Source organism: Paracidovorax wautersii (assembly GCF_900113035.1).
Classification (GTDB): Bacteria; Pseudomonadota; Gammaproteobacteria; order Burkholderiales; family Burkholderiaceae_C; genus Paracidovorax; species Paracidovorax wautersii.
The window spans coordinates 102,281-121,430 of sequence record NZ_FONX01000013.1 but is presented as its reverse complement, the minus strand read 5'-3'; the positions used below and the strand labels follow the sequence as shown (position 1 = coordinate 121,430).

Genomic DNA, 19,150 nt, shown 5'->3' with positions numbered 1-19,150 from the left:
GTCTGTCTCCTGGTTGGATGGTTGGGTTTGTTGGTTCTTATCGGAGCTTGCGCTTGTTGGCATCGACCATCACGGCCAGCACGATGACGACGCCGATCACGATCTGCTGGACGAACGGCGAGGTGCCCACGAGGTTCAGGCCGTTGCGCAGCACACCGATCGTCAGCACGCCCATGAGGGTGCCGAAGATGCTTCCGGCGCCGCCGGCCAGGCTGGCGCCGCCGATCACCACCGCGGCGATGGTGTCGAGTTCGTAGCCGAGGCCGCCGCTGGGCTGTGACGAATCCAGGCGGGTGGACATGACCACACCCGCGAGTCCCGCCAGCAGCCCGCACATCGCATAGACCCCCAGGGTGATCCGCTTGACCGGCAGGCCGGCGAGCCGGGCCACCTCGGGGTTGCCGCCGATGGCGTAGAGCGCGCGGCCGCCTGCGCGGTACTTCATGTAGATCTGGCCGATGACGAACAGCACCAGGAAGAGGGCCACGGTGGCGGACAGAAAGCCGAAGTAGCGCGTGATGGAGAGCCCGGAGAACCATTCCGGATAGCCCACGATCTGGCTGCCGTCGGTGATCAGATTGGCCAGGCCCCGGGCGATCGACATGGTCGCCAGCGTGGCGATGAAGGGAGGCAGGTTGCTGCGCGTGATCAGCAGGCCCGAGAACGTGCCGCACAGCGCGCCCACCACCAGTGCGGCCACGATGGCCAGCGGCATCGGCACGCCCTGCACGTTGCAGGCCCAGCCCATCACCATCATGGACACGGCGAGCACCGAGCCTACCGACAGATCGATGCCGCCGATCACGATGACGGCCGTCATGCCCAGGGCCAGGATGCCCAGCACGGTCAGCTGGTCGATCACATTGAGCAGGTTGCGCGTGCTCAGGAACACATCGGAGCTCAGCGAGAACACGATGCACAGCACGATCAGGCTGAGCGCGGGGACATGCGCCATCAGCCGGTCCGTCCACGCAGTGGCCGGCGATGCGGCCTTGGCCGGAGAAGGGGAGGTAATAGCCACGAGTGACTCCTGTATGCGAATAGATTGCGTCAGCGTGGGTCGCGCAGCCGCGCGCGTTCCACGGCATGCAGCCACCGCCGGCGCTGGCTGGCGACGTCTTCGGAGGCGGGGGGGACGTCGCTCGCCTGCTGGGCTCGGGGCAGGCTGTGCAGGTCGTCCCACGACCAGAGGCCGGTGCCCAGCCCTGCTAGGTGCGCCACGCCCAGGGCCGACAGTTCGGGGTCGGTGCAATGCACCACCGGCCGGCCGATGAAGCCCGACAGCAGCTGGCGCAGGTGGGCGTTGCGGGACGGGCCGCCATCGACCAGCAGGCGCGAGACCCGCACGCCGCTGGCATCCATCGCGGCGAGCACGTCGGCCACCTGATGGGCGATCGACTCCAGCGCTGCGGCGAAGAGCTCGTTGCGCGTGGTCTTGAGCGTGAGTCCGGCCAGCAGGCCGACGGCGTGCGCGTCCCACCAGGGCGCGCCGAGTCCGGAGAAGCCCGGTACCAGCATGATGCCGTCGCTGGAGGTGTGCGCAGCGATCTGCGCGGCCTCGTCGCTGCCGATGCCGAAGAGCTCGCCGATCCAGCGCAGGGTGGCACCCGCGGAGCGGATGTTGCCCTCAAGCGCCTGCGCGGGGCCTTGTCCCGCATCCCAGGCCACGGTCAGGCACAGGCCCTGGTGCATCGGCGCGTTGCGCGGCGCCAGCCCCATGACGGAAGAGCCCGTGCCCATGGTGGCTTTGACCTCGCCGGGCTGGAAGGCCCCGTGCGCGAACAGAGCTGCATGCGAGTCGGCCATCACGCCGGCCACCGGCACGGCAGCCAGCGACGGGTGCAGCCGCCCGGCATCTGCAAGCCGGCCGACCGAGGCGGCGATGCGGGGGAGCGCGGCGCGCGGGATGTTGAAGAGTTCGAGCAGGCCGTCGTCCCACTGGAACGTGTGCACGTCGAGCAACTGCGTGCGAGAGGCGTTGCCGACTTCGATCGCCGCCTCGGCGCCGAGGCGATGCAGCAGATAGGCGTCGATCGTGCCGGCGACCAGCTGGCCCGCGCGGCTGCGCCGGCGGTCAGGGTCGATGCCGTCGAGCAGCCAGCAGATCTTCAGCGCCGAGAACATCGGATCGAGCGGCAGGCCGGAGCGCTCGCGCACGTAGGCCTCCACTCCCGCACCGTGGCCGATGCGGTCGCTCAGGGCCACCGTGCGGCGGTCCTGCCAGCTCAGCACGGGCGTCAGGGCCTGGCCGGTACGGCGGTCCCAGATCACGGCGGATTCCCGCTGCGTACTGAGCCCGACGCCGATCACGCGCACGCCGTCATTCCGGGCCAGGCAGTCGCGCACGGCGGTCTGCACGCTGGTCCAGATCTCCTCGGCGTCCTGCTCGACCCAGCCCGGCTGCGGATAGCGTTCACCCAGCGGCACGGCCGACTTGGCGACGATGTGGCCATGGTCATCGACCAGCACGCATTTGGTCGCGCTGGTGCCTTGATCGATGGCGAGCAGGCAGTTCTTCATGGGTTGCCTGCGGTCACTGCCCGCGCGCCAGTTCGGCGGCCTGGGTGGCGATGTTGGCGGCCGTCAGGCCGAAGTGCTCCAGCAGGAAGTCGGTGTTGCCGGTGGGCGCGAAGTCGGTCAGGCCCAGGATGCGCATGCGTACCGGGTGCCGTTGCGAAACGAGCTCGGCGACGGCGGAGCCGAGACCGCCCTGCACGGTCGCTTCCTCCACGGTCACGATGCCGCGCGTTTCGCGGGCCGCGGCCAGGAGGGTCGCTTCGTCCAGCGGCTTGACCGACGCGGCGTTCACGACGCGCGCGTCGATCCCCTGCGCCTCCAGCTGCCGGGCCGCGTCCAGGGCCCGCGACACCATCGTGCCGATGGCGACGATAGTGACGTCGCGGCCGGGCCGCAGCGTGGCGGATTTGCCGGCCTCGAAGCGGGTGCCCTCGGGCATCACCGCTGGCACCTTGTGGCGGCCGATGCGCATGAAGACCGGCTGGCCGGACGCGACGGCCCAGCGCATGGCTGCGCGGGTCTCGGCCGGGTCGGCAGGCACCAGCACCGTCAGGTTGTTGATGGCGCGCGTCCAGGCCAGGTCCTCGATGGAGTGGTGCGTCGGGCCGAGCTCGCCATAGGCCACGCCGGGGCTCATGCCACACAGCACCGCCGGAAAGCCGGAGTAGGCGATGTCGGCCTTGACCTGCTCCAGCGAGCGGCCGGTCAGGAAGGGTGACGCGGCACAGACGAAGGGCAGGTAGCCGCCGTTGGCCAGGCCCGCGGCGACGCCGACCATGTTCTGTTCGGCGATGCCGACGTTGACCACCCGGCTCGGGAATTCCTTGCGGAAGGCGCCCAGGTTGCTGGAGCCGACCGAGTCGTTGCACACGGCCACGATGCGCGCATCCTGCCGTGCGAGAGTGGCCAGTTCTTCCGCGAATGCCTGCCGGCAATCGAACGTGCCTGCTGCGCTTGCTTGTTCTCGACTCATTCGGCCAGCTCCTTCAATGCGGCTTCCACCTGTTCTGCGCTCGGCACCTTGTGGTGCCACTCGACGCCGTTCTCCATGAACGACACCCCCTTGCCCTTGACCGTGTGGGCGATGACGCAGCGCGGCCGCTCGCCTGCGGGTGCCTCGAAGGCCTTCAGCAGCTGCGCATGGTCGTGCCCGTCCAGTTCAATAACTTCCCAGCCGAAGGCGCGCCACTTGTCCGCCAGCGGTTCCAGATCGTTGGTGTCTGCAGTGGTCGCTCCCTGCTGCAGCCGGTTGCGGTCGACGATGGCCGTCAGGTGGCCGAGCTTGCGGTGGGCTGCGTACATCGCGGCCTCCCAGTTGCTGCCCTCCTGCAGTTCGCCGTCGCCGAGCACCACGAAGGTCCGCCATGCCTGGTCGGCCAGCTGTGCCGCAGTGGCGCAGCCCACGCCGACCGGCAGCCCGTGCCCGAGCGGGCCGGTGTTGGTCTCGACGCCGGGGATCTTGCGGCGGTTCGGATGGCCGTTCAGCGGCGACAGCGGGCCGGCGAAATGCGACAGTCGTTCGCGCGGGAAGAAACCGCACTCCGCCAGCGTGGAGTAGAGGGCCGCCGCGCAGTGGCCCTTGCTCAGGATGAAACGGTCGCGGTCCGCGCGGCGCGGGTTGGCGGGATCGATGTCCAGCACTCCCTCGAACAGCGTGACCATGATGTCGGCCACCGAGTAGTCGCCACCGATGTGGCCAATGCCCGCGTGGTCGATGGTGCGGATCACATCGCGCCGCAGCCGGCGCGAAGCTGCCGCCAGCAGTTCCGACCGGCGTGCCGGCAGCGCCTGGGCAAATTCCTCTCGCCGGCTGCGCCAGCGCTCGATGGCGGGTTGGTCCGGCAGAAGTGCGGCATCAATCGGGGAAGAAATGTGGCTTTGCATATTTATTCATAATTGAATTAGTAGTCAAATTTAAGCCTGGATCCGCTTTTTTTCCATCGGGTTAACACTGAGCCAAGCTGCGCAGCCCATCGGGCCGGACTGTTGCCCAGGTGTGGGCACCCGAGCCTGCGCTCTGGGGCGAGGCATGGGAGAGGCTTGGGATTGAGCGCTACAGGCAGGGAGGGATCAGCCCTGGCTCATGGGGGGATTCAGGGCGGCGGCGCTGGCCGTTGTGGCGAGCGCTGTCTCGCAGTCGCCCACAGGCAAACGCCCGGAGGCAATGGGCGGCGTGGTGCGGTGTGGTGCGGTGTGGTGCGGCGTGGTGCGGTGCGCGGCCTGCGCCGCCGAGTCCTGGGGATCAGGCTGCGGCGCTGATGGAACACGGGGCGGCCCAGCGCAAGCTGGCCGCCCCGTCTTGGGGAGTATTGCGCGTGAGCCCCAGCCCGCAGGCGGCAGGCAGAGGCCGCGCTGTGGCGTGGTCTTCCGCGGCACTACACGACGAGGGCCGCGTCCAGTTGCTTCAGGCTCTGGACGGTCTGCACCGCTGCGCGTGCTGCTTCGGCACCCTTCTGGACGAAGTGGCGCCGGAAATAGTCGCGGTGCTCGGAATGCTCGTGGAAATGGTGCGGCGTGAGCACGACCGACAGCATGGGCACCTCGGTCTGGAGCTGTACATCCATCAGGGCGCTCACCACGGCCTGGGCGACGAAATCATGGCGGTAGATGCCGCCATCGACGACCAGCGCGCAGCCCGCAATGGCGGCATAGCGGCCCGAGCGTGCCAGGCGCTTGGCATGCAGCGGAATCTCGAAGGCGCCGGGCACCTTGAAAACGTCCACTTGATCGGAGGGAACCCCCAGGGTGGCCAGTTCGGCCAGAAAGCCCGCCTGGGCTTCGCCGACGATTTCGGCATGCCAGGAGGCTGCGATGAACGCGTAGCGGGTGCCCGCACCATCGCGGGGATGGCTCGCATCGCTGCTGGAGGAAAGAGCGGATAAAGGAAGGTCTTGGAGCTGACTCATGGTTGCCTATGGATGCCGCGACTGCGGCTGGTGGACCAGAATCAGGGCGCACGAGCCCGCAGCGCGCCGGCAACGCCGCAACCATCCCCGAGGGCGTGCGGACGCAATGGGCACCTGACAGGTTCGCGCTCTCTTGCATCCGGACTGTGACCGTCGGCCCCGGAATCACACCGGGTCTGCTGACCCCGCCGGCAGGTGTGCCAGCGGGCGCTCGCGGGCTCGTGCGCATGGAGGAACCCCATGCACCATCACCGCCGGTGGGGAATTTCGCCCCGCCCTGAGAACGCTTTTTTCCGGCCCCACAACGCGAAGCGATATCGCGCAGGCGGGCCGGAGCGGCAATTCTAGGCCGCAGATGGCGTTCATTGCTGGTGTGGTGTCTTATTTGCCCACACCGGCGGCCGCGGCGCTCGTGCGGGGGTGGGCATGGCCCGCGATCCTGCCTGGCCTTCGTCGGGCTTGTGTCGATCGCGGCCTCATGACGCGGCATGCGCCTGCCCGCGGCGGACCCGCGCCCCACCTACACTCCCCGCATGCTGCGCTGGTTTATCGTCGTCTTCCTCGCCCTCATGTGCATCAGCTGGCTTTCGCCGCTGCTGCGGCGCATGGGGTTCGGGCGGCTGCCGGGGGATTTCCGGTTCCGCCTGGGCGGGCGCGATTGGGATGTGCCGCTGGCGTCCACCCTGCTGCTGAGCTTCGTCGCCAGCCTGATCGCCAAGTGGGTGTGATGGGGCAGGCCCGGCATGTGCGCTCGGCGCGGCAATGGGCAGCGTGCGGTTCTTTTCTGAAAGGCTTCGGGGGCAGATGACGACGACAACGATGAAGGCTTGTATCGATGTGGGCGGCACCAAGGTGGCCGTCAGCCTGAGCGATGGCACGGGCGCACCGCCGGTGGGCCGGCGGGCCGAGTCCACGGCCACCACGGGCGACCGGGGGGCGCTGGCGCGGCAGATCCTGCGGCTGGTGGACGAGGTCTGCGCGGAGCAGGAGATCGACCCGGCCAGCGTGACGCAGGCGGGCGTGTCGTCATGCGGGCCGTTTCTCTTCGTCGATGGGCAGGCCGAGGTCAGCAACCCCAACATCTGCGGCGGCCTCGCCGGGCCGGCGCGCGGCCTGGGCAACGACTGGGTCGCCGTGCCGCTGGAGGCGCCGCTGCGCGAGCGCTTCGCCCAGGTGCGGGTGGAAAACGATGCCGTCGCCGCGCTGGAGGCCGAGCGCATCTGGGGCGCGCTCCAGGGCCTGGACCATTGCGCCTACGTGACCTGGAGCACCGGCGTGGGCGCGGGCCTGTGCGTGGATGGCCGGGTGCTGCGCGGCAAGAACGGCAATGCCGGCCATGCGGGCCACACCTATGCGTCGGACGACCCGATCGGCCTGCTGTGCGGCTGCGGCAACCGGGGCGACGTGGAGGCGCTGGTGGCGGGCAATGCGGTGCAGCGCCGCTTCGCCGAAGGCGGCTGGGCCGATGCGGCGGCGCTGATGCAGTCGGCCTCCGCGGGCGATGCCGCCGCGCTGGACGTGGTGAACGAACTCTGCCGGGTGCTCGGCCGCATGCTCTACAACCTGGTGGCGCTGATGGATCTGCAGCGCATCAGCCTGGGCGGCAGCGTGTTCTGGAACAACCAGGCCCTGCTCCTGCCGCGCCTGCAGCACGAGGTGTCGAGCCGCCTGCCCGCGCTGACCGAAGGCGTGCAGCTGGTGCCGGCCGGGCTGGGCGACAAGGTGGGCGATTACGCGGCGCTGGCGCTGGTGCATTGAAATGAGGTGAGGCCAGCATCTGGCCCCCGGCGCCACCGCCGCACGCTTCAGACGCAGCGCTCGATGGCCCGGCCCAGCAGATCCAGTCCCTGGTCGATCTCCGCATCGCTCACCGTCAGCGGCGGCGCGATGCGGAACACGCCGCCCATGCCGGGCAGCTGCACCACGTTCATCGACAGGCCCAGCTGCATGCATTCGCGGGTGATGGCCGCGCCCAGGCCGTCGGCGGGCTCCTTGGTGGCGCGGTCCTTGACGATCTCCAGGCCCAGCAGCAGGCCGCGGCCGCGCACATCGCCGATGCAGTCGTAGCGTTCCTGCAGCGCGCGCAGGCCGGCCTCCAGCCGGGTGCCCGCCACCCGGGCGCGGTCGGCCAGGCGGTCGCGCTGCACGATCTCCAGCACCTTCAGGCCGATGGCCGCAGGCAGCGGGTCGCTCACATGGGTGGTGTAGAACAGATAGCCGCGCTCGTGGGCGCGTTCCTCGATCTCGGCCGTGGTGACGATGGCCGCCAGCGGCAGGCCGGCGCCCAGGGTCTTGGAGAGGGTCAGGATGTCGGGCACCACGCCGTCGCGCTCGCACGCGAACATCGTGCCGGTGCGGCCCACGCCGGTCTGCGCCTCGTCCAGGATCAGCAGCATGCCGCGCTCCTCGCACTTCTTCTTGAGCGCGGCCAGGTAGCCCGGCGGCAGGTCGATGATGCCGCCCGAACTGAGGATGGGTTCGGCGATGAAGGCGGCCAGGCTGCCGCAGGACTGGCGGTCCACCAAGTCGAAGCCGTAGTCCAGCTCGGCCTGCCAGTCGTAGGCGCCGCTGGCATCGAAGAAGCGCGGCCGGAAGCCGAAGGGCGCGTTGATCGCCAGCGAACCAGCCGCCGCCGGGCCCACGCCGCGCCGCCCGGCGCTGTAGGTAGCGGATGCCGCGCCGCCCGTCATCCCGTGCCAGGACTGGGCGAAGCCCACGATCTCGAAGCGGCCCGTGACCAGCTTGGCCATGCGGATGGCGGCCTCGTTCGATTCCGCGCCGGTGGTGAGGAGCAGGCTGCGCTCCAGCGCGCCCGGCGCCACGCCGGCCAGCGCCGTGGCCAGGTCCACCACGGGGCGCGACAGCATGCCGCTGAAGAGGTGCTCCAGCCGGTGGGCGGAATCGGCGATCACGGCGCTGATCTCGGGATGGCAGTGGCCGAGCACGGCGCTCATCTGGCCTGAGGTGAAGTCCAGGATGGGCCGGCCGTCCGCGTCATAGACGAAGCTGCCGGCCGCGCGCTCGATCACCATGGGGGCGAAGCTGCCGCCGTAGCGCACCAGGTGCTGGCGGGCGCGGTTCCAGAAATCGGGGTCGTCGTTGCGGGACATGCGGGGCTCCTGACAGGCGAAAGAGGCAAACGGGGGGAGGGGGCGACAAGAGAAGACACAGGGGTTGCAGGCCACTCTAGGGACTTGCCAGATGTCAGTAAAACGAATAGTTTTCAAGGCTGAAATCAACGCTGCTGATACCTTGCCCTCCACTCTCGACATCGACCTGCTGCGCAGCTTCGCCGCCGTGGCCCAGACCGGCACGCTGGGCGCCGCGGCCGCGCGCGTGGGCCGCACCCAGTCCGCGCTGAGCATGCAGATGCAGCGCCTGGAGGAGTCCTGCGGCCAGCCGCTGCTGCACCGCACGGGGCGGGGCGTGCGCCTGACCAGCCAGGGCGAGCGCCTGCTGGTGCATGCGCGGCGCATCCTGCACCACCACGACGAGGCCCTGGCGGACCTCACCGGCACGGGCCTGGCCGGCGCGCTGGCCGTGGGCTGCCCGGACGACTACGCCGCCGCCTTCCTGCCCCAGCTGCTGCGCGGCTTCGCGCTGCTGCACCCGCTGGCCCGGGTGGATGTGGTGTGCGCGCCCACGCCCCGCCTGCGCGAGCGGCTGGCCACTCGCGCGCTCGACGTGGCCCTGGTCTCGCTGCCCTGGGGCGACGCGCCGCCGCCCGGCACGCTGGCGCCGCTGCGGCGCGAGCCGCTGGTCTGGGTGGCGAGCCCCGGCACGGCGGTGGCGGGCTGGGACCCGCTGCCCCTGGCCCTGTCCGACCCCGACGTGCTGGACCACCGCGCCGCGTGCGAGGGACTGCAGGCCCAGGGCCGGGCCTACCGCGTGGCCTATGCCAGCGGCAGCCTCGCCGGGCTCACGGCCGTGGTGCGGTCCGGCTCGGCCGTGGCGGTGCTCACGCGCTGCGCGGTGCCGCCCGACCTGCAGGTGCTGGCCGCCGATGCCGGCCTGCCGGAGCTGCCCTGGCTGGGCATCAGCCTGGCGTTCTCCCAGGGGCAGGCGGCGACGCCGCTGGCGCAGGCCTTCGCGGACCATGTGCGCGGCGTGCTGCCGTCGCTGTGATGGGGCAAAGGAGGGGGTGGTGCGCGCCAGGCCGTGGACATCCGGGCCTGGCGCAGAGGCGGGCGACGGGCTGAAGCCCTGGCCTCAGCTGCCGCGCGCCAGATGGCTGCGGTCGTCGTCCTCACCGGCCTGCTCCAGGGCCGAGAGGTAGCTCTTGCGCCACCAGTGCACGTCGTGCTCGCGGATGTTTTCCATCAGCCGCTGGTGGCGGCGCTGGCGTTCGGGCAGCGGCATCTGCAGCGCGGTCTGGATGGTGTCGGCCATGCCCTGCGTGTCGTAGGGGTTGACCAGCAGCGCTTCCTTCATCTGCTCGGCCGCACCCGCGAAGCGCGAGAGCACGAGCACGCCGGGGTCTTCCGGGTCCTGCGCGGCCACGTATTCCTTGGCGACGAGGTTCATGCCGTCGCGCAGCGGCGTGACCAGGCCCACGGCGGCGGCGCGGCACAGGCCCGGCACGCGCTTGCGCGCCACGGTGCGGTGGATGTAGCGCAGCGGCATCCAGTCCAGGTCGCCGAAGTCGCCGTTGATGGCGCCGCACAGGCCTTCGAGCTCGGTGCGCAGGTCGGCATAGGCGTTCACGCTGTCGCGCGAGGGCGAGGCGATCATGACGAGCGTGGCGCTGTGCTGGTTCTCGGGGTAGCGCGAGAGCAGTTCGCGGAAGGCGCGCACGCGCTGCGGGATGCCCTTGGAATAGTCCAGCCGGTCGATGCCCAGGAGCAGCCGGCGGCGGGAATACTCCTCGCGCATGGAGTGGAAGGTGTCCATGGCCTCGGGCGCGGCCGCCAGGCGCGCGAACTCGTCCACGTCGATGCCGATGGGAAAGGCCCCCACCTGCACGGTGGCGCCGAAGGCGCGCAGGCGCTGCGGGCCGACGGCCTGGGCCGAGGCTTCCTGGTCGAGGTAGCGCGTGAAATGCGCCACGTCGGCCTCGCTCTGCAGGCCCACCAGGTCGTAGGCGAAGAAGGAGCGCATCAGCCATTCGTGCTGCGGAATGGCGGCCATGATGAGCGGCGGCGGCACGGGGATGTGCAAAAAGAAGCCGATCTTCTGGCGGCAGCCCAGCGCGCGCAGTTCGGCTGCCAGCGGGATCAGGTGGTAGTCGTGCACCCAGATGACGTCGTCGTCCTTGAGCAGCGGCAAGAGCTTGCGGGCGTACATCTGGTTCACGCGCCGGTAGCCGGCGATGTAGCCGGCGTTGAAGTCGGCCAGGTCCAGCCGGTAGTGGAATACCGGCCAGAGCACGCTGTTGCTGTAGCCGTAGTAGTAGCTGTCGTGGTCCTCGCGGCACAGATCGACGGTGGCCAGCGTGACGTTGCCGGCCTGGCGCGTGTGCAGCGTGCCTTCGCCGGGCAGGCCGTCTTCGGTGACGGTGCCGCTCCAGCCGAACCACAGGCCGCCGGTCTGGTTCAGGGTCTCGCCCAGGGCCACGGCCAGGCCGCCGGCGGCGGGCTTGCGGGGGTCGGCGATGCGGTTGGAGATGACGACGAGACGGCTCATGGAAAGGTCCTTGGAAAGTGCTCGCAGGGAGTGGGCGGGCAGGCCGGCGCGGGCCGGCTCAGATCACCGAATCCCAGGGCGCGGACAGGCGCATGGCGGCATTGATGATGCCTACCATCGAATAGGTCTGCGGGAAGTTGCCCCACATCTCGCCGGTCTCGGCATGCGTGTCTTCCGACAGCAGGCCCAGCGGGTTGCGGGCGGCCAGCATGGCCTCGAAGATCTCGCGCGCCTGGCTGCGGCGGCCGATGCGCGCCAGCGCGTCGATGCGCCAGAAGGTGCAGATGTTGAAGGCGGTGTCGGGCTTGCCGAAGTCGTCCGCGGCCTCGTAGCGGCGCATGTAGGGGCCGTCGCAGAGCGAGGCTTCCATGGCGTCCACCGTGCTCACGAAGCGCGGATCGCGCGGGTCGATCAGGCCGACTTCGGCCATCAGCAGCACGCTGGCGTCCAGCTCGTGCCCGCCGAAGCTCTCGGCGAAGGCCTGGCGCTTGTCGCTCCAGGAGCGCGCGAGGATCTCGTCGCGCATGCGGCGGGAATGGTCCTGCCAGTACGCGGCGCGGTCGGCGAGCTGCAGCTTGGCGGCGATCTTGGCCAGCCGGTCGCAGGCGGCCCAGCTCATCAGCGCGGACGAGGTGTGGATGCGCGCGCGGGTGCGCAGCTCCCACATGCCGGCGTCGGGCGTGCCATAGACGCGCACGGCCAGCTCGCCGATCTGTTCCATGCGGGTGAATTCGGCCTCTCCGCCCGGGTTGAGCAGCCGCCGGTCGTGGAAGGCCTGCGCAGCGCCCAGGATGATGTTGCCGTACACGTCGTGCTGGAAATGCTCGGCCGCCTGGTTGCCCACGCGCACCGGGCCCATGCCGCGGTAGCCGGCCAGCTGGGGCACGAAGTCTTCGGGCAGCTCGCGTTCCAGGCCGATGCCGTAGAGCGGCTGGATATGGCCTTCGCTCGCCTCGGCCACCACGCTGCTGAGCCAGCGCAGGTAGTCCTCCATGGTGGCGGTTTCCGAGAGGCTGTTGAGCGCGCGCACCACGAAGAACGCGTCGCGCAGCCAGCAGTAGCGGTAGTCCCAGTTGCGGCCGCTGTGGGCCGATTCGGGGATGCTGGTGGTCATGGCCGCCACGATGGCGCCGGTGTCTTCGTAGAGCGAGAGCTTGAGCGTGATGGCCGCGCGGATCACCGCGTCCTGCCACTCCAGCGGCAGGGCCAGGCGCTGCGTCCACTGGCGCCAGTAGGCGATGGTGTCCTGCTCGTAGGAGCGGGCCGTGTCGGCGATGCCGGTGGGCAGGGCCTCGTCGGCGCCGAGCAGGAATTCGTAGCCGCGCGAGAGCACGAAGGGCTGGCCGGAGAGCACGTGCGAGAGCGGCGCATCGGTGGTCAGGCGCAGCGTCAGCTCGGGCCCGACGAAGCGGACGTGGTGGCTGCCCTGGGTGATCTCGGGCCGCTCGCTGCCCCAGCCGAAGCGCAGGTTGGCGGTGACGCGGATGCGCGGCGAGCCCTTGACCGGCCGCACGCGGCGCACCAGCAGCATGGGCCGGAAGAACCGCGCCCGGGCGTGGAAGCGCGGGGCGAAGTCGGTGATCTCGATGCTGTTGCCGGAATGGTCGGTGAGCCGCGTGCGCAGCACGGCGGTATTGGGCTCGTACCACTGGCGGCTTTCGGCCAGGTTCTCCAGCTCGATGGCGAAGCGGCTGCCGTCGTCGCCGGGCTGGATCAGGGCGTTGAACACCGGGTCGCCGTCGAAGCGCGGCATGCACGACCAGACGATGTGGCCCTGCGCATCGACCAGTGCGCTGATGGAGCAGTTGCCGATCATGCCCAGCTTGAGCGATGCATCGGCCGGCGGCGCGAAGCTCTCGGGCCGGGGCAGCAGTTCGCGCGCCACGCGGCGGCCAGCGGCCTGGGGCGGGGCGGGCGGTTGCTGGGCCGGAGCCGCCGCGGGCGCATCCGGTTGGGGCGGGGTGGGGGGCGTGGTGGTGCTCATGATGCGGGCAGGCCTTCGGGCGAGGCCATCTGGAAGATCCATTCGCGCAGCATGGTGGTGTCGTCGCAGCGGACTTGTGCCTGGGTCTCGCCCGGCCCCACCTTGATGCCGATGCCACCCAGCGCCAGCACGGCGGAGAAGCCGTGCTCGTCGGTCACGTCGTCGCCCGCGAAGACGGGGATGCGCCCTTCGAACGGCGCATGGCGCATGAAGTCGGCGATGGCGCGGCCCTTGTTGGGGCCGGCGGCCTTGATCTCCAGAACGCACTTGCCCTGCAGCAGCTCCAGGCCCGGCGTCTGGGCCATGGCGTGCTCCACGGCGGCGCGGCATTGGGCCTCCAGCTCGGGCGCCTGGCGGTAGTGCAGGGCCACGCCCGCGCTCTTGCGTTCCAGCACCAGCGCGGGGTGGCGCTCCAGCATGGGTTCGAGCACGCGCAGGGCCGGCGCCAGGTCGGGCACGGGCACGCTGCCCTCCAGGCCATTGCCCAGGCGGTACTGGGCGCCGTGTTCGGCGGCCAGGGGCAGCTTCAGGGGGGTGAGGAAGTGGTCGATGTCGGCCTGACGGCGGCCGGTGACGATGGCCAGCGCGCCGTTCAACTGCTTGTGCAGGTGCTCCAGCGCGGGAACGATGCCGGGGTGGACCTGCGTCGCATCGGGATGCGGCGCGATGTCGGCCAGCGTGCCGTCGAAGTCGAGGAAAAGCGCGTGGCGCGCTGTCAGCAACGGTAGCTTTTGCATTGCCGGTACCTTAGCAAATGGCGGTCCAGCGGGCTGTAGGCCATGGGCTATTCGTCGGCGGACGGGTCAGTGCGCTGTGGCTTCCAGGTGCTGCTCCAGGGCCTGGATGCGGGCGCGGCGGATGGCCTCGCCCACCTGCGGGCCGCCCAGGCCGGCGCGGGCGGCTTCGGCGGCGATGGGGCCGGTGGCCACAGCCCGGGCGGCGGCAAGAGCTGCGGCCAGGCGCGTGCGCTGGGGGTAGGGCGCTTCCTCGAACTTCAGCCGGCCGCGCGCATCGCACTCGCAGGCCAGCAGCACATCGGCGAAGCGCTCGGGCTTGCGCAGCGCGTCGCAGCGCTCCAGCAGGCGCAGCAGGGCGGCGGCGTTCAGCTCGCCGCTGCGGTGGATGTTGCCGTGCTCGCGGGCCACCACGTCGGCGGTCTCGCGGCAGTCCACCGGCACGCGCAGGCGCTCGGCCACGGCCTGCAGCAGCCGGGCGCTGCGCGCTTCGTGGCCGATGTGGCGGGGCAGCACGTCGGCGGGCGTGGTGCCCTTGCCCAGGTCGTGCGTGAGGCAGGCGAAGCGCACGGCGAGCGGCGCCTGCAGGCGCGCGGCCATGTCCAGCACCATCATCAGGTGGATGCCGGTGTCCACTTCGGGGTGGTATTCGGCGCGCTGCGGCACGCCCCAGAGGCGGGCCACTTCGGGCAGCAGCACGGCGAGCGCGCCGCAGTCGCGCAGCACCTCGAACATGCGCGAGGGGCGCGCTTCCATCAGGCCGCGGGCCAGTTCCTGCCAGACGCGTTCGGGCACCAGGTGGTCGGCTTCGCCCGCCGCCACCATCTCGCGCATGAGCTGCATGGTTTCGGGCGCGACGTGGAAGTCGGTGAAGCGCGCCGCGAAGCGCGCCACGCGCAGGATGCGCACCGGGTCTTCGCGGAAGGCGTCGGTGACGTGGCGCAGCACGCGCGCCTCGATGTCGCGCACGCCGCCATAGGGGTCGCAGAGCCCGGGAGCGCTTGCGCCGTGAGGGCCTTCTGCTATGGAATTGATAGTAATGTCGCGGCGCGAGAGGTCTTCTTCCAGCGTCACGTCGGGCGCGGCATGCACGGCAAAGCCCCGGTAGCCGTGGCCGCTCTTGCGCTCGGTGCGGGCGAGGGCGTATTCCTCGCGCGTCTCGGGGTGGAGGAAGACGGGGAAGTCGCGCCCCACGGGGAGGAAGCCCTCGGCTTCCATCGCCGCCGGCGTGGCGCCGACGACGACCCAGTCGCGGTCATGAACGGGGCGGCCCAGCAGCCGGTCCCGCACCGCGCCGCCCACCAAATAGATCTGCATGCGGGCAGTGTAGCCATGGCGCTCGCGTGCCTGCCGGGCGCCGGCCTGGCGTGCCTATAGTCGGCGCCTGGCCTTCGCCGGCTGTTCCACCATCATCTCCACCGCCATGACCACGCCCCCCATCATCACCATCGCCCAGATGAACCCCGACGGCAGCCTGCCGATTCCAGCGCCTGCCCCCGCCCCTGCAGCCGCGGCGCCCGATGCCGCCGAGATGCTGCAACGCATCGAGGCGCTGCAGGACCGCGCGGATTCGCTGCAGGAGGTGCTGGACAAGCCGCTCAGCGCCATCCTGGCCGAGCACGAGCGCGCCCAGGAGGCCGCTGCGGCCTGGGATGCCTTCGGCGCGATGTGGATGCTGTCGCAGCGCGCCATGCGCCGCGTGGCCATGGACCTGGCCGCGCAGCTGGGCGTGAGCGAGGAGGACGTGGTGCAGCGCGCCCTGGCCCATGCGCGCAATGTGCTGAACGTGGAGGACGAGGACCTGGGCGGCACCGTCGCCGCCGCGCAGCTGGCGCACATCGCGCGCCACAAGCCCTTCCTGCGCAAGCAGTTCCGGTAGGCAGGGCGTGTGGCGCTGCGCTCAGCCCTGCGCGGGCCGCAGCCGGTAGGGCTCCTCGAATTCGCGGAAATCGTTCTCGGCCAGCGCGCCCTGCACCCAGGCCTGCACGCCGGGCAGCGCCATCACCTGCTCCACATAGGCGGCGATGTGCGGCGGCACCGGCAGGCCGTAGGTGACGAGGCGGGCGCACACGGGCGCGAAGTAGGCGTCGGCGATGCTGAAGCCGCCGAAGAGCAGCGGGCCGCCGTGGGCTTCCAGCAACTGCGTCCAGAGGGCGACGAGGCGGGCCACGTCGGCGCGCACGCCGGGCTGGTCGCGCCAGATGAGGGCGCCGACCTCGGGCAGGCGCGCCTCGATGTTCATCGGGCAGGCGCTGCGCAGGGCGCCGAAGCCGCTGTGCATCTCGGCGCAGGCGCTGCGGGCCATGGCGCGGGCGCCTGCGTCGGCGGGCCAGAGGGCGCGGCCGGGGAACTGCTCGGCCAGGTATTCGGCGATGGCCAGCGTGTCCCACACCACCAGATCGCCGTGCACCAGGGCCGGCACCTTGCCCGTGGGCGAGACGGCGGCCAGGCGCTGCTTGAACTCGGAGCCGGCGTCGAAGCTGTCGAAGCGCACCAGCACCTCGTCGAAGGCGATGCCGGCCTGGCGCATCAGCACCCAGGGGCGCATGGACCAGGAGGAGTAGTTCTTGTTGCCGATATAGAGCTGCATCTGCTGCATGGCGGGGCCTCGTGGGATCGTGATGGGTGGTGGGACGGCCACTCTACGGCGCCTGCCGCGCGGCATGGTTGCCGTTTGGCCGCTCGATTGATGCGGCCCGCGCATCGGCGGCTAAGAGCGAGGCCTCAGCGCGGCCGGCACGAGCCAGCGAAGCGGTCCCGGCCAGGCGCTGCCAGAAGGCTTGTGCCAGCCAGCCGCGCTAGATCGGCCAGACCACGCCGTTGTCGTTCAGGATGGCATCCAGCGGCCGGTCGTGCGCCTCGGGCTCGAAGTCTTCGATGAAGCCGTGCGTGAAGCCCAGGCCCACCGTGACGGGCGCGGGCTGCAGCGTGGCCAGCGTGCGGTCGTAGAAGCCGCCGCCATAGCCCAGCCGGTAGCCGCCGATGCCGTAGCCCACGCACGGCACGAAGAGCAGGGTGGGCACGATGATCTCGGTGTCCTTGGGCTTGGGGATGCCGTAGGCGTCCTCTTCCATGGGGCAGCCCGGGTGCCAGGCGTGGAAGGTGAGGGTCTTGGTTTCCTTGTTGACCACCGGCAGGCCGATGCGGCGGCGCTGCGGCTCGTCGAGCAGCTCGCCGTCTTCCTTCCAGCGGTGCAGCGCGGGTAGCGGGTCGAACTCGCCCTTGATGGGCCAGTAGGCACCGATGACGGTGTCGGGCCGGTCCACCAGCCAGATGCGCATCACGCGCTGCAGCAGGTCGGCGCGCTGTAGGCGATCGGGCAGGTTCAGGCGTTCTTCAATCAGGGCGCGGCGCAGGGCTGCTTTGTCCATCACATAATTCCCTCATGCTGATCCACAAGATTCTGACACCGCTTCTGGCCGCCGCCGTGCTGGCCGCCACCGCGCCGCTTGCCGCAGCGCAAAACCGGGGCGACGAGGCCGTGCTGGAAATGCAGAAGGCCTACCGCAAGGGCGACCGCCAGGCGCTCACCAGCCTGCTGCCCTACGCCCGCGGCAACCCGCTGGAACCCTGGGCCGCCTACTGGGAGCTGAAGGCCCGCCTGCAGGACGCCTCGCCCGCCGAGGTGGCCGACTTCCTGCGGCGCTATGCCGGCACCTACCAGGAAGACCGCCTGCGCAACGACTGGCTGCTGCTGCTGGGCCAGCGCCGCGACTGGGGCCAGTTCGCCGACCTGCACGCCGCCTACCGCATGGGCGACGACCGCGAGGTGCGCTGCTATGCCATCACCATCGACCACATCAAGGGCACGGCCCCGGCCAGCGCGGCCGACGAGGTGCTGCGCCTCTGGTACGCCCAGCGCGACGGCGACGACGGCTGCACCAACGCCGCGTCCGAGATGTTCGCCAGCCGCAAGCTCAAGCCCCTCGACATCTGGCGCAAGGCCCGCCTGGGCGCCGACGCGAACCGCTCGCGCGTGGTGCGCGACGCCGTCGGCATCGTCGCGCCCGAGGCCCTGCCGCAGCTGCGCGACGTGCTGGACAACCCCATCAAATACCTCACCAGCCGCGCCAGCGCCAGCACCCAGGTCAGCCACGAGCTGGTCGTGCTGGCCCTGATCCGGCTGGCGCGCAGCGACGTGGCGCAGGCCGCCCGCCTGCTCGACAGCAAGTGGGGCGTGCAGCTGTCGCCCGAGGAGCGCAACTGGACCTGGGGCGCCCTCGGCCGGCAGGCCGCGGCATCGCTCTCCGACGACGCGCTGGGCTACTACGGCAACGTCACCCGCGATGCCGACCTGACCGACGACATGCTGGCCTGGAAGGTGCGCGCCGCCCTGCGCGCCGGCCAGTGGAAGGTGGCCGGCCGCGCCATCGACGCCATGAGCCCCGAGGCCCGCAACGACAGCACCTGGATCTACTGGAAGGCGCGCTCCCTCATGGCCCAGCGCCCGGGCGACGACGACCGCGCCGAGATCAAGAAGCTGCTCGAACGCATCGCCGGCCCCAGCGGCTTCTACGAGCAGCTGGCGCTGGAAGACCTGGGCCAGCGCGTGACGGTGCCGCCCGCCCCCGCGCCGCTTACCGCCGAGGAGAAGGCCGCCGCCCGCGCCAACCCCAGCCTGGCGCGCGGGCTCTACGCCATCCAGCTCGGCCTGCGCGGCGAAGGCGTGCGCGAATGGAACTACGGCACCAACCTGCACACGCCGGGGGGCCTGGCCGAGCGTGAACTGCTGGCCGCGGCCGATTTCGCCTGCTCCCAGCAGGTCTGGGACCGCTGCATCAACACCAGCGAGCGCACCAAGACCTCGTTCGACGCCAGCCAGCGCTTTCCCACGCCGTTCCGCGATGCGGTGGTGGCGCGCGCCCAGGGCATCGGCCTGGACCCGGCCTACGTCTATGGCCTGATCCGCCAGGAAAGCCGCTTCATCATGGATGCGCGCTCGGGCGTCGGCGCCTCGGGCCTGATGCAGGTCATGCCCGCCACGGCCCGCTGGACGGCGCGCAAGATCGGCATGGCCGGCTTCACGCCCGACCAGATCACCGACCGCGACACCAACATCGCCATCGGCACGGCCTACCTCAAGCTGGCGCTGGACGATTTCGACGGCTCCATGGCGCTGGCCGCCGCCGCCTACAACGCCGGCCCGGGGCGCCCCCGCAACTGGCGCAACGGCCCGGTGCTCGACGCGGCGATCTGGGCAGAGAACGTGCCCTTCCCCGAAACGCGCGACTACGTGAAGAAGGTGCTCTCCAACACCACCTTCTACGCAGCCCTGCTCACCGGCCAGCCGCAGTCCATCAAGGGCCGGCTGGGCACGGTGGGCCCGCGCGACATGAGCCGGCCGGACCCGTCCAAGGATCTGCCATGAATTGTGGGCGTGGCCTGCG

Annotated in this window: 17 protein-coding genes and 1 riboswitch; of the genes, 5 read left to right on the top strand and 12 right to left on the bottom strand. The window is 70.6% G+C overall.

Annotated features, from left to right (window positions below):
* Positions 1-37: 37 nt before the first annotated feature.
* From BM070_RS17665 to BM070_RS17645, 5 genes are all read right to left on the bottom strand, one after another.
* Entirely contained in the window at positions 38-1,021 is a 984-nt protein-coding gene (locus BM070_RS17665; protein WP_245785280.1) for an ABC transporter permease, read from the bottom strand.
* Positions 1,022-1,050: 29 nt separating this feature from the next.
* Positions 1,051-2,520: an FGGY family carbohydrate kinase gene (locus tag BM070_RS17660; protein ID WP_092940662.1), complete on the bottom strand. Its 1,470-nt coding sequence runs from the start codon at positions 2,518-2,520 to the stop codon at positions 1,051-1,053.
* Between the two features lie 13 nt (positions 2,521-2,533).
* On the bottom strand, positions 2,534-3,490 hold the full coding sequence (locus tag BM070_RS17655) for a transketolase family protein (protein ID WP_092940661.1): 957 nt from the start codon (positions 3,488-3,490) through the stop codon (positions 2,534-2,536).
* Entirely contained in the window at positions 3,487-4,401 is a 915-nt protein-coding gene (locus BM070_RS17650; protein WP_092940660.1) for a transketolase, read from the bottom strand. Before BM070_RS17650 ends, BM070_RS17655 begins: the two co-directional genes overlap by 4 nt.
* Before the next feature lie 491 nt (positions 4,402-4,892).
* Complete coding sequence (locus BM070_RS17645; protein WP_092940659.1) at positions 4,893-5,423, bottom strand: 6,7-dimethyl-8-ribityllumazine synthase; 531 nt, start codon at positions 5,421-5,423, stop codon at positions 4,893-4,895.
* Between the two features lie 123 nt (positions 5,424-5,546).
* Positions 5,547-5,712: riboswitch (FMN riboswitch) on the bottom strand.
* Between the two features lie 244 nt (positions 5,713-5,956).
* Between BM070_RS17645 and BM070_RS17640 the strand changes: the two genes are divergently transcribed.
* Both BM070_RS17640 and BM070_RS17635 read left to right on the top strand, forming a co-directional pair.
* The gene (locus BM070_RS17640) at positions 5,957-6,151 is read left to right on the top strand and encodes a DUF2905 domain-containing protein (protein WP_092940710.1); all 195 of its coding nucleotides are present in this window, start codon (positions 5,957-5,959) and stop codon (positions 6,149-6,151) included.
* A 91-nt stretch (positions 6,152-6,242) separates the two neighbouring features.
* Positions 6,243-7,181 carry an ROK family protein gene (locus BM070_RS17635; protein WP_092940658.1) on the top strand — a complete coding sequence of 313 codons (939 nt, stop codon included), beginning with the start codon at positions 6,243-6,245 and terminating at the stop codon, positions 7,179-7,181.
* A gap of 47 nt (positions 7,182-7,228) precedes the next feature.
* On the opposite strand, the gene BM070_RS17630 is transcribed toward BM070_RS17635, so the two are convergent.
* Positions 7,229-8,533, bottom strand: coding sequence for an aspartate aminotransferase family protein (locus BM070_RS17630; RefSeq protein WP_092940657.1), 1,305 nt, complete (start codon positions 8,531-8,533; stop codon positions 7,229-7,231).
* 142 nt (positions 8,534-8,675) lie between these two features.
* Between BM070_RS17630 and BM070_RS17625 the strand changes: the two genes are divergently transcribed.
* Entirely contained in the window at positions 8,676-9,548 is an 873-nt protein-coding gene (locus BM070_RS17625; RefSeq protein ID WP_092940656.1) for a LysR family transcriptional regulator, read from the top strand.
* An 84-nt stretch (positions 9,549-9,632) separates the two neighbouring features.
* Here BM070_RS17625 and otsA read toward each other — a convergent pair whose 3' ends face one another.
* The 4 genes from otsA to BM070_RS17605 form a co-directional block, all read right to left on the bottom strand.
* Complete coding sequence (gene otsA, locus BM070_RS17620; protein WP_092940655.1) at positions 9,633-11,045, bottom strand: alpha,alpha-trehalose-phosphate synthase (UDP-forming); 1,413 nt, start codon at positions 11,043-11,045, stop codon at positions 9,633-9,635.
* 58 nt (positions 11,046-11,103) lie between these two features.
* Positions 11,104-13,029: a glycoside hydrolase family 15 protein gene (locus BM070_RS17615; protein WP_092940654.1), complete on the bottom strand. Its 1,926-nt coding sequence runs from the start codon at positions 13,027-13,029 to the stop codon at positions 11,104-11,106.
* On the bottom strand, positions 13,026-13,766 hold the full coding sequence (otsB, locus tag BM070_RS17610; protein WP_092940653.1) for a trehalose-phosphatase: 741 nt from the start codon (positions 13,764-13,766) through the stop codon (positions 13,026-13,028). The genes BM070_RS17615 and otsB overlap by 4 nt, the downstream gene beginning before the upstream one ends.
* A gap of 66 nt (positions 13,767-13,832) precedes the next feature.
* Positions 13,833-15,080 carry a multifunctional CCA addition/repair protein gene (locus BM070_RS17605; protein ID WP_092940652.1) on the bottom strand — a complete coding sequence of 416 codons (1,248 nt, stop codon included), beginning with the start codon at positions 15,078-15,080 and terminating at the stop codon, positions 13,833-13,835.
* 106 nt (positions 15,081-15,186) lie between these two features.
* Between BM070_RS17605 and BM070_RS17600 the strand changes: the two genes are divergently transcribed.
* On the top strand, positions 15,187-15,642 hold the full coding sequence (locus BM070_RS17600) for a hypothetical protein (protein ID WP_092940651.1): 456 nt from the start codon (positions 15,187-15,189) through the stop codon (positions 15,640-15,642).
* A gap of 21 nt (positions 15,643-15,663) precedes the next feature.
* Here the strand turns inward: BM070_RS17600 and BM070_RS17595 are convergent, their stop codons facing one another.
* Positions 15,664-16,362, bottom strand: a complete 699-nt coding sequence (locus BM070_RS17595; RefSeq protein WP_245785279.1) for a glutathione S-transferase family protein — start codon at positions 16,360-16,362, stop codon at positions 15,664-15,666.
* Between the two features lie 199 nt (positions 16,363-16,561).
* On the bottom strand, positions 16,562-17,134 hold the full coding sequence (locus tag BM070_RS17590) for a 5-formyltetrahydrofolate cyclo-ligase (protein ID WP_092940650.1): 573 nt from the start codon (positions 17,132-17,134) through the stop codon (positions 16,562-16,564).
* A gap of 14 nt (positions 17,135-17,148) precedes the next feature.
* Here BM070_RS17590 and BM070_RS17585 point away from each other — a divergent pair, with 14 nt between their 5' ends.
* The gene (locus BM070_RS17585; protein ID WP_092940649.1) at positions 17,149-19,131 is read left to right on the top strand and encodes a lytic transglycosylase domain-containing protein; all 1,983 of its coding nucleotides are present in this window, start codon (positions 17,149-17,151) and stop codon (positions 19,129-19,131) included.
* The last annotated feature ends 19 nt before the right edge of the window (positions 19,132-19,150 follow it).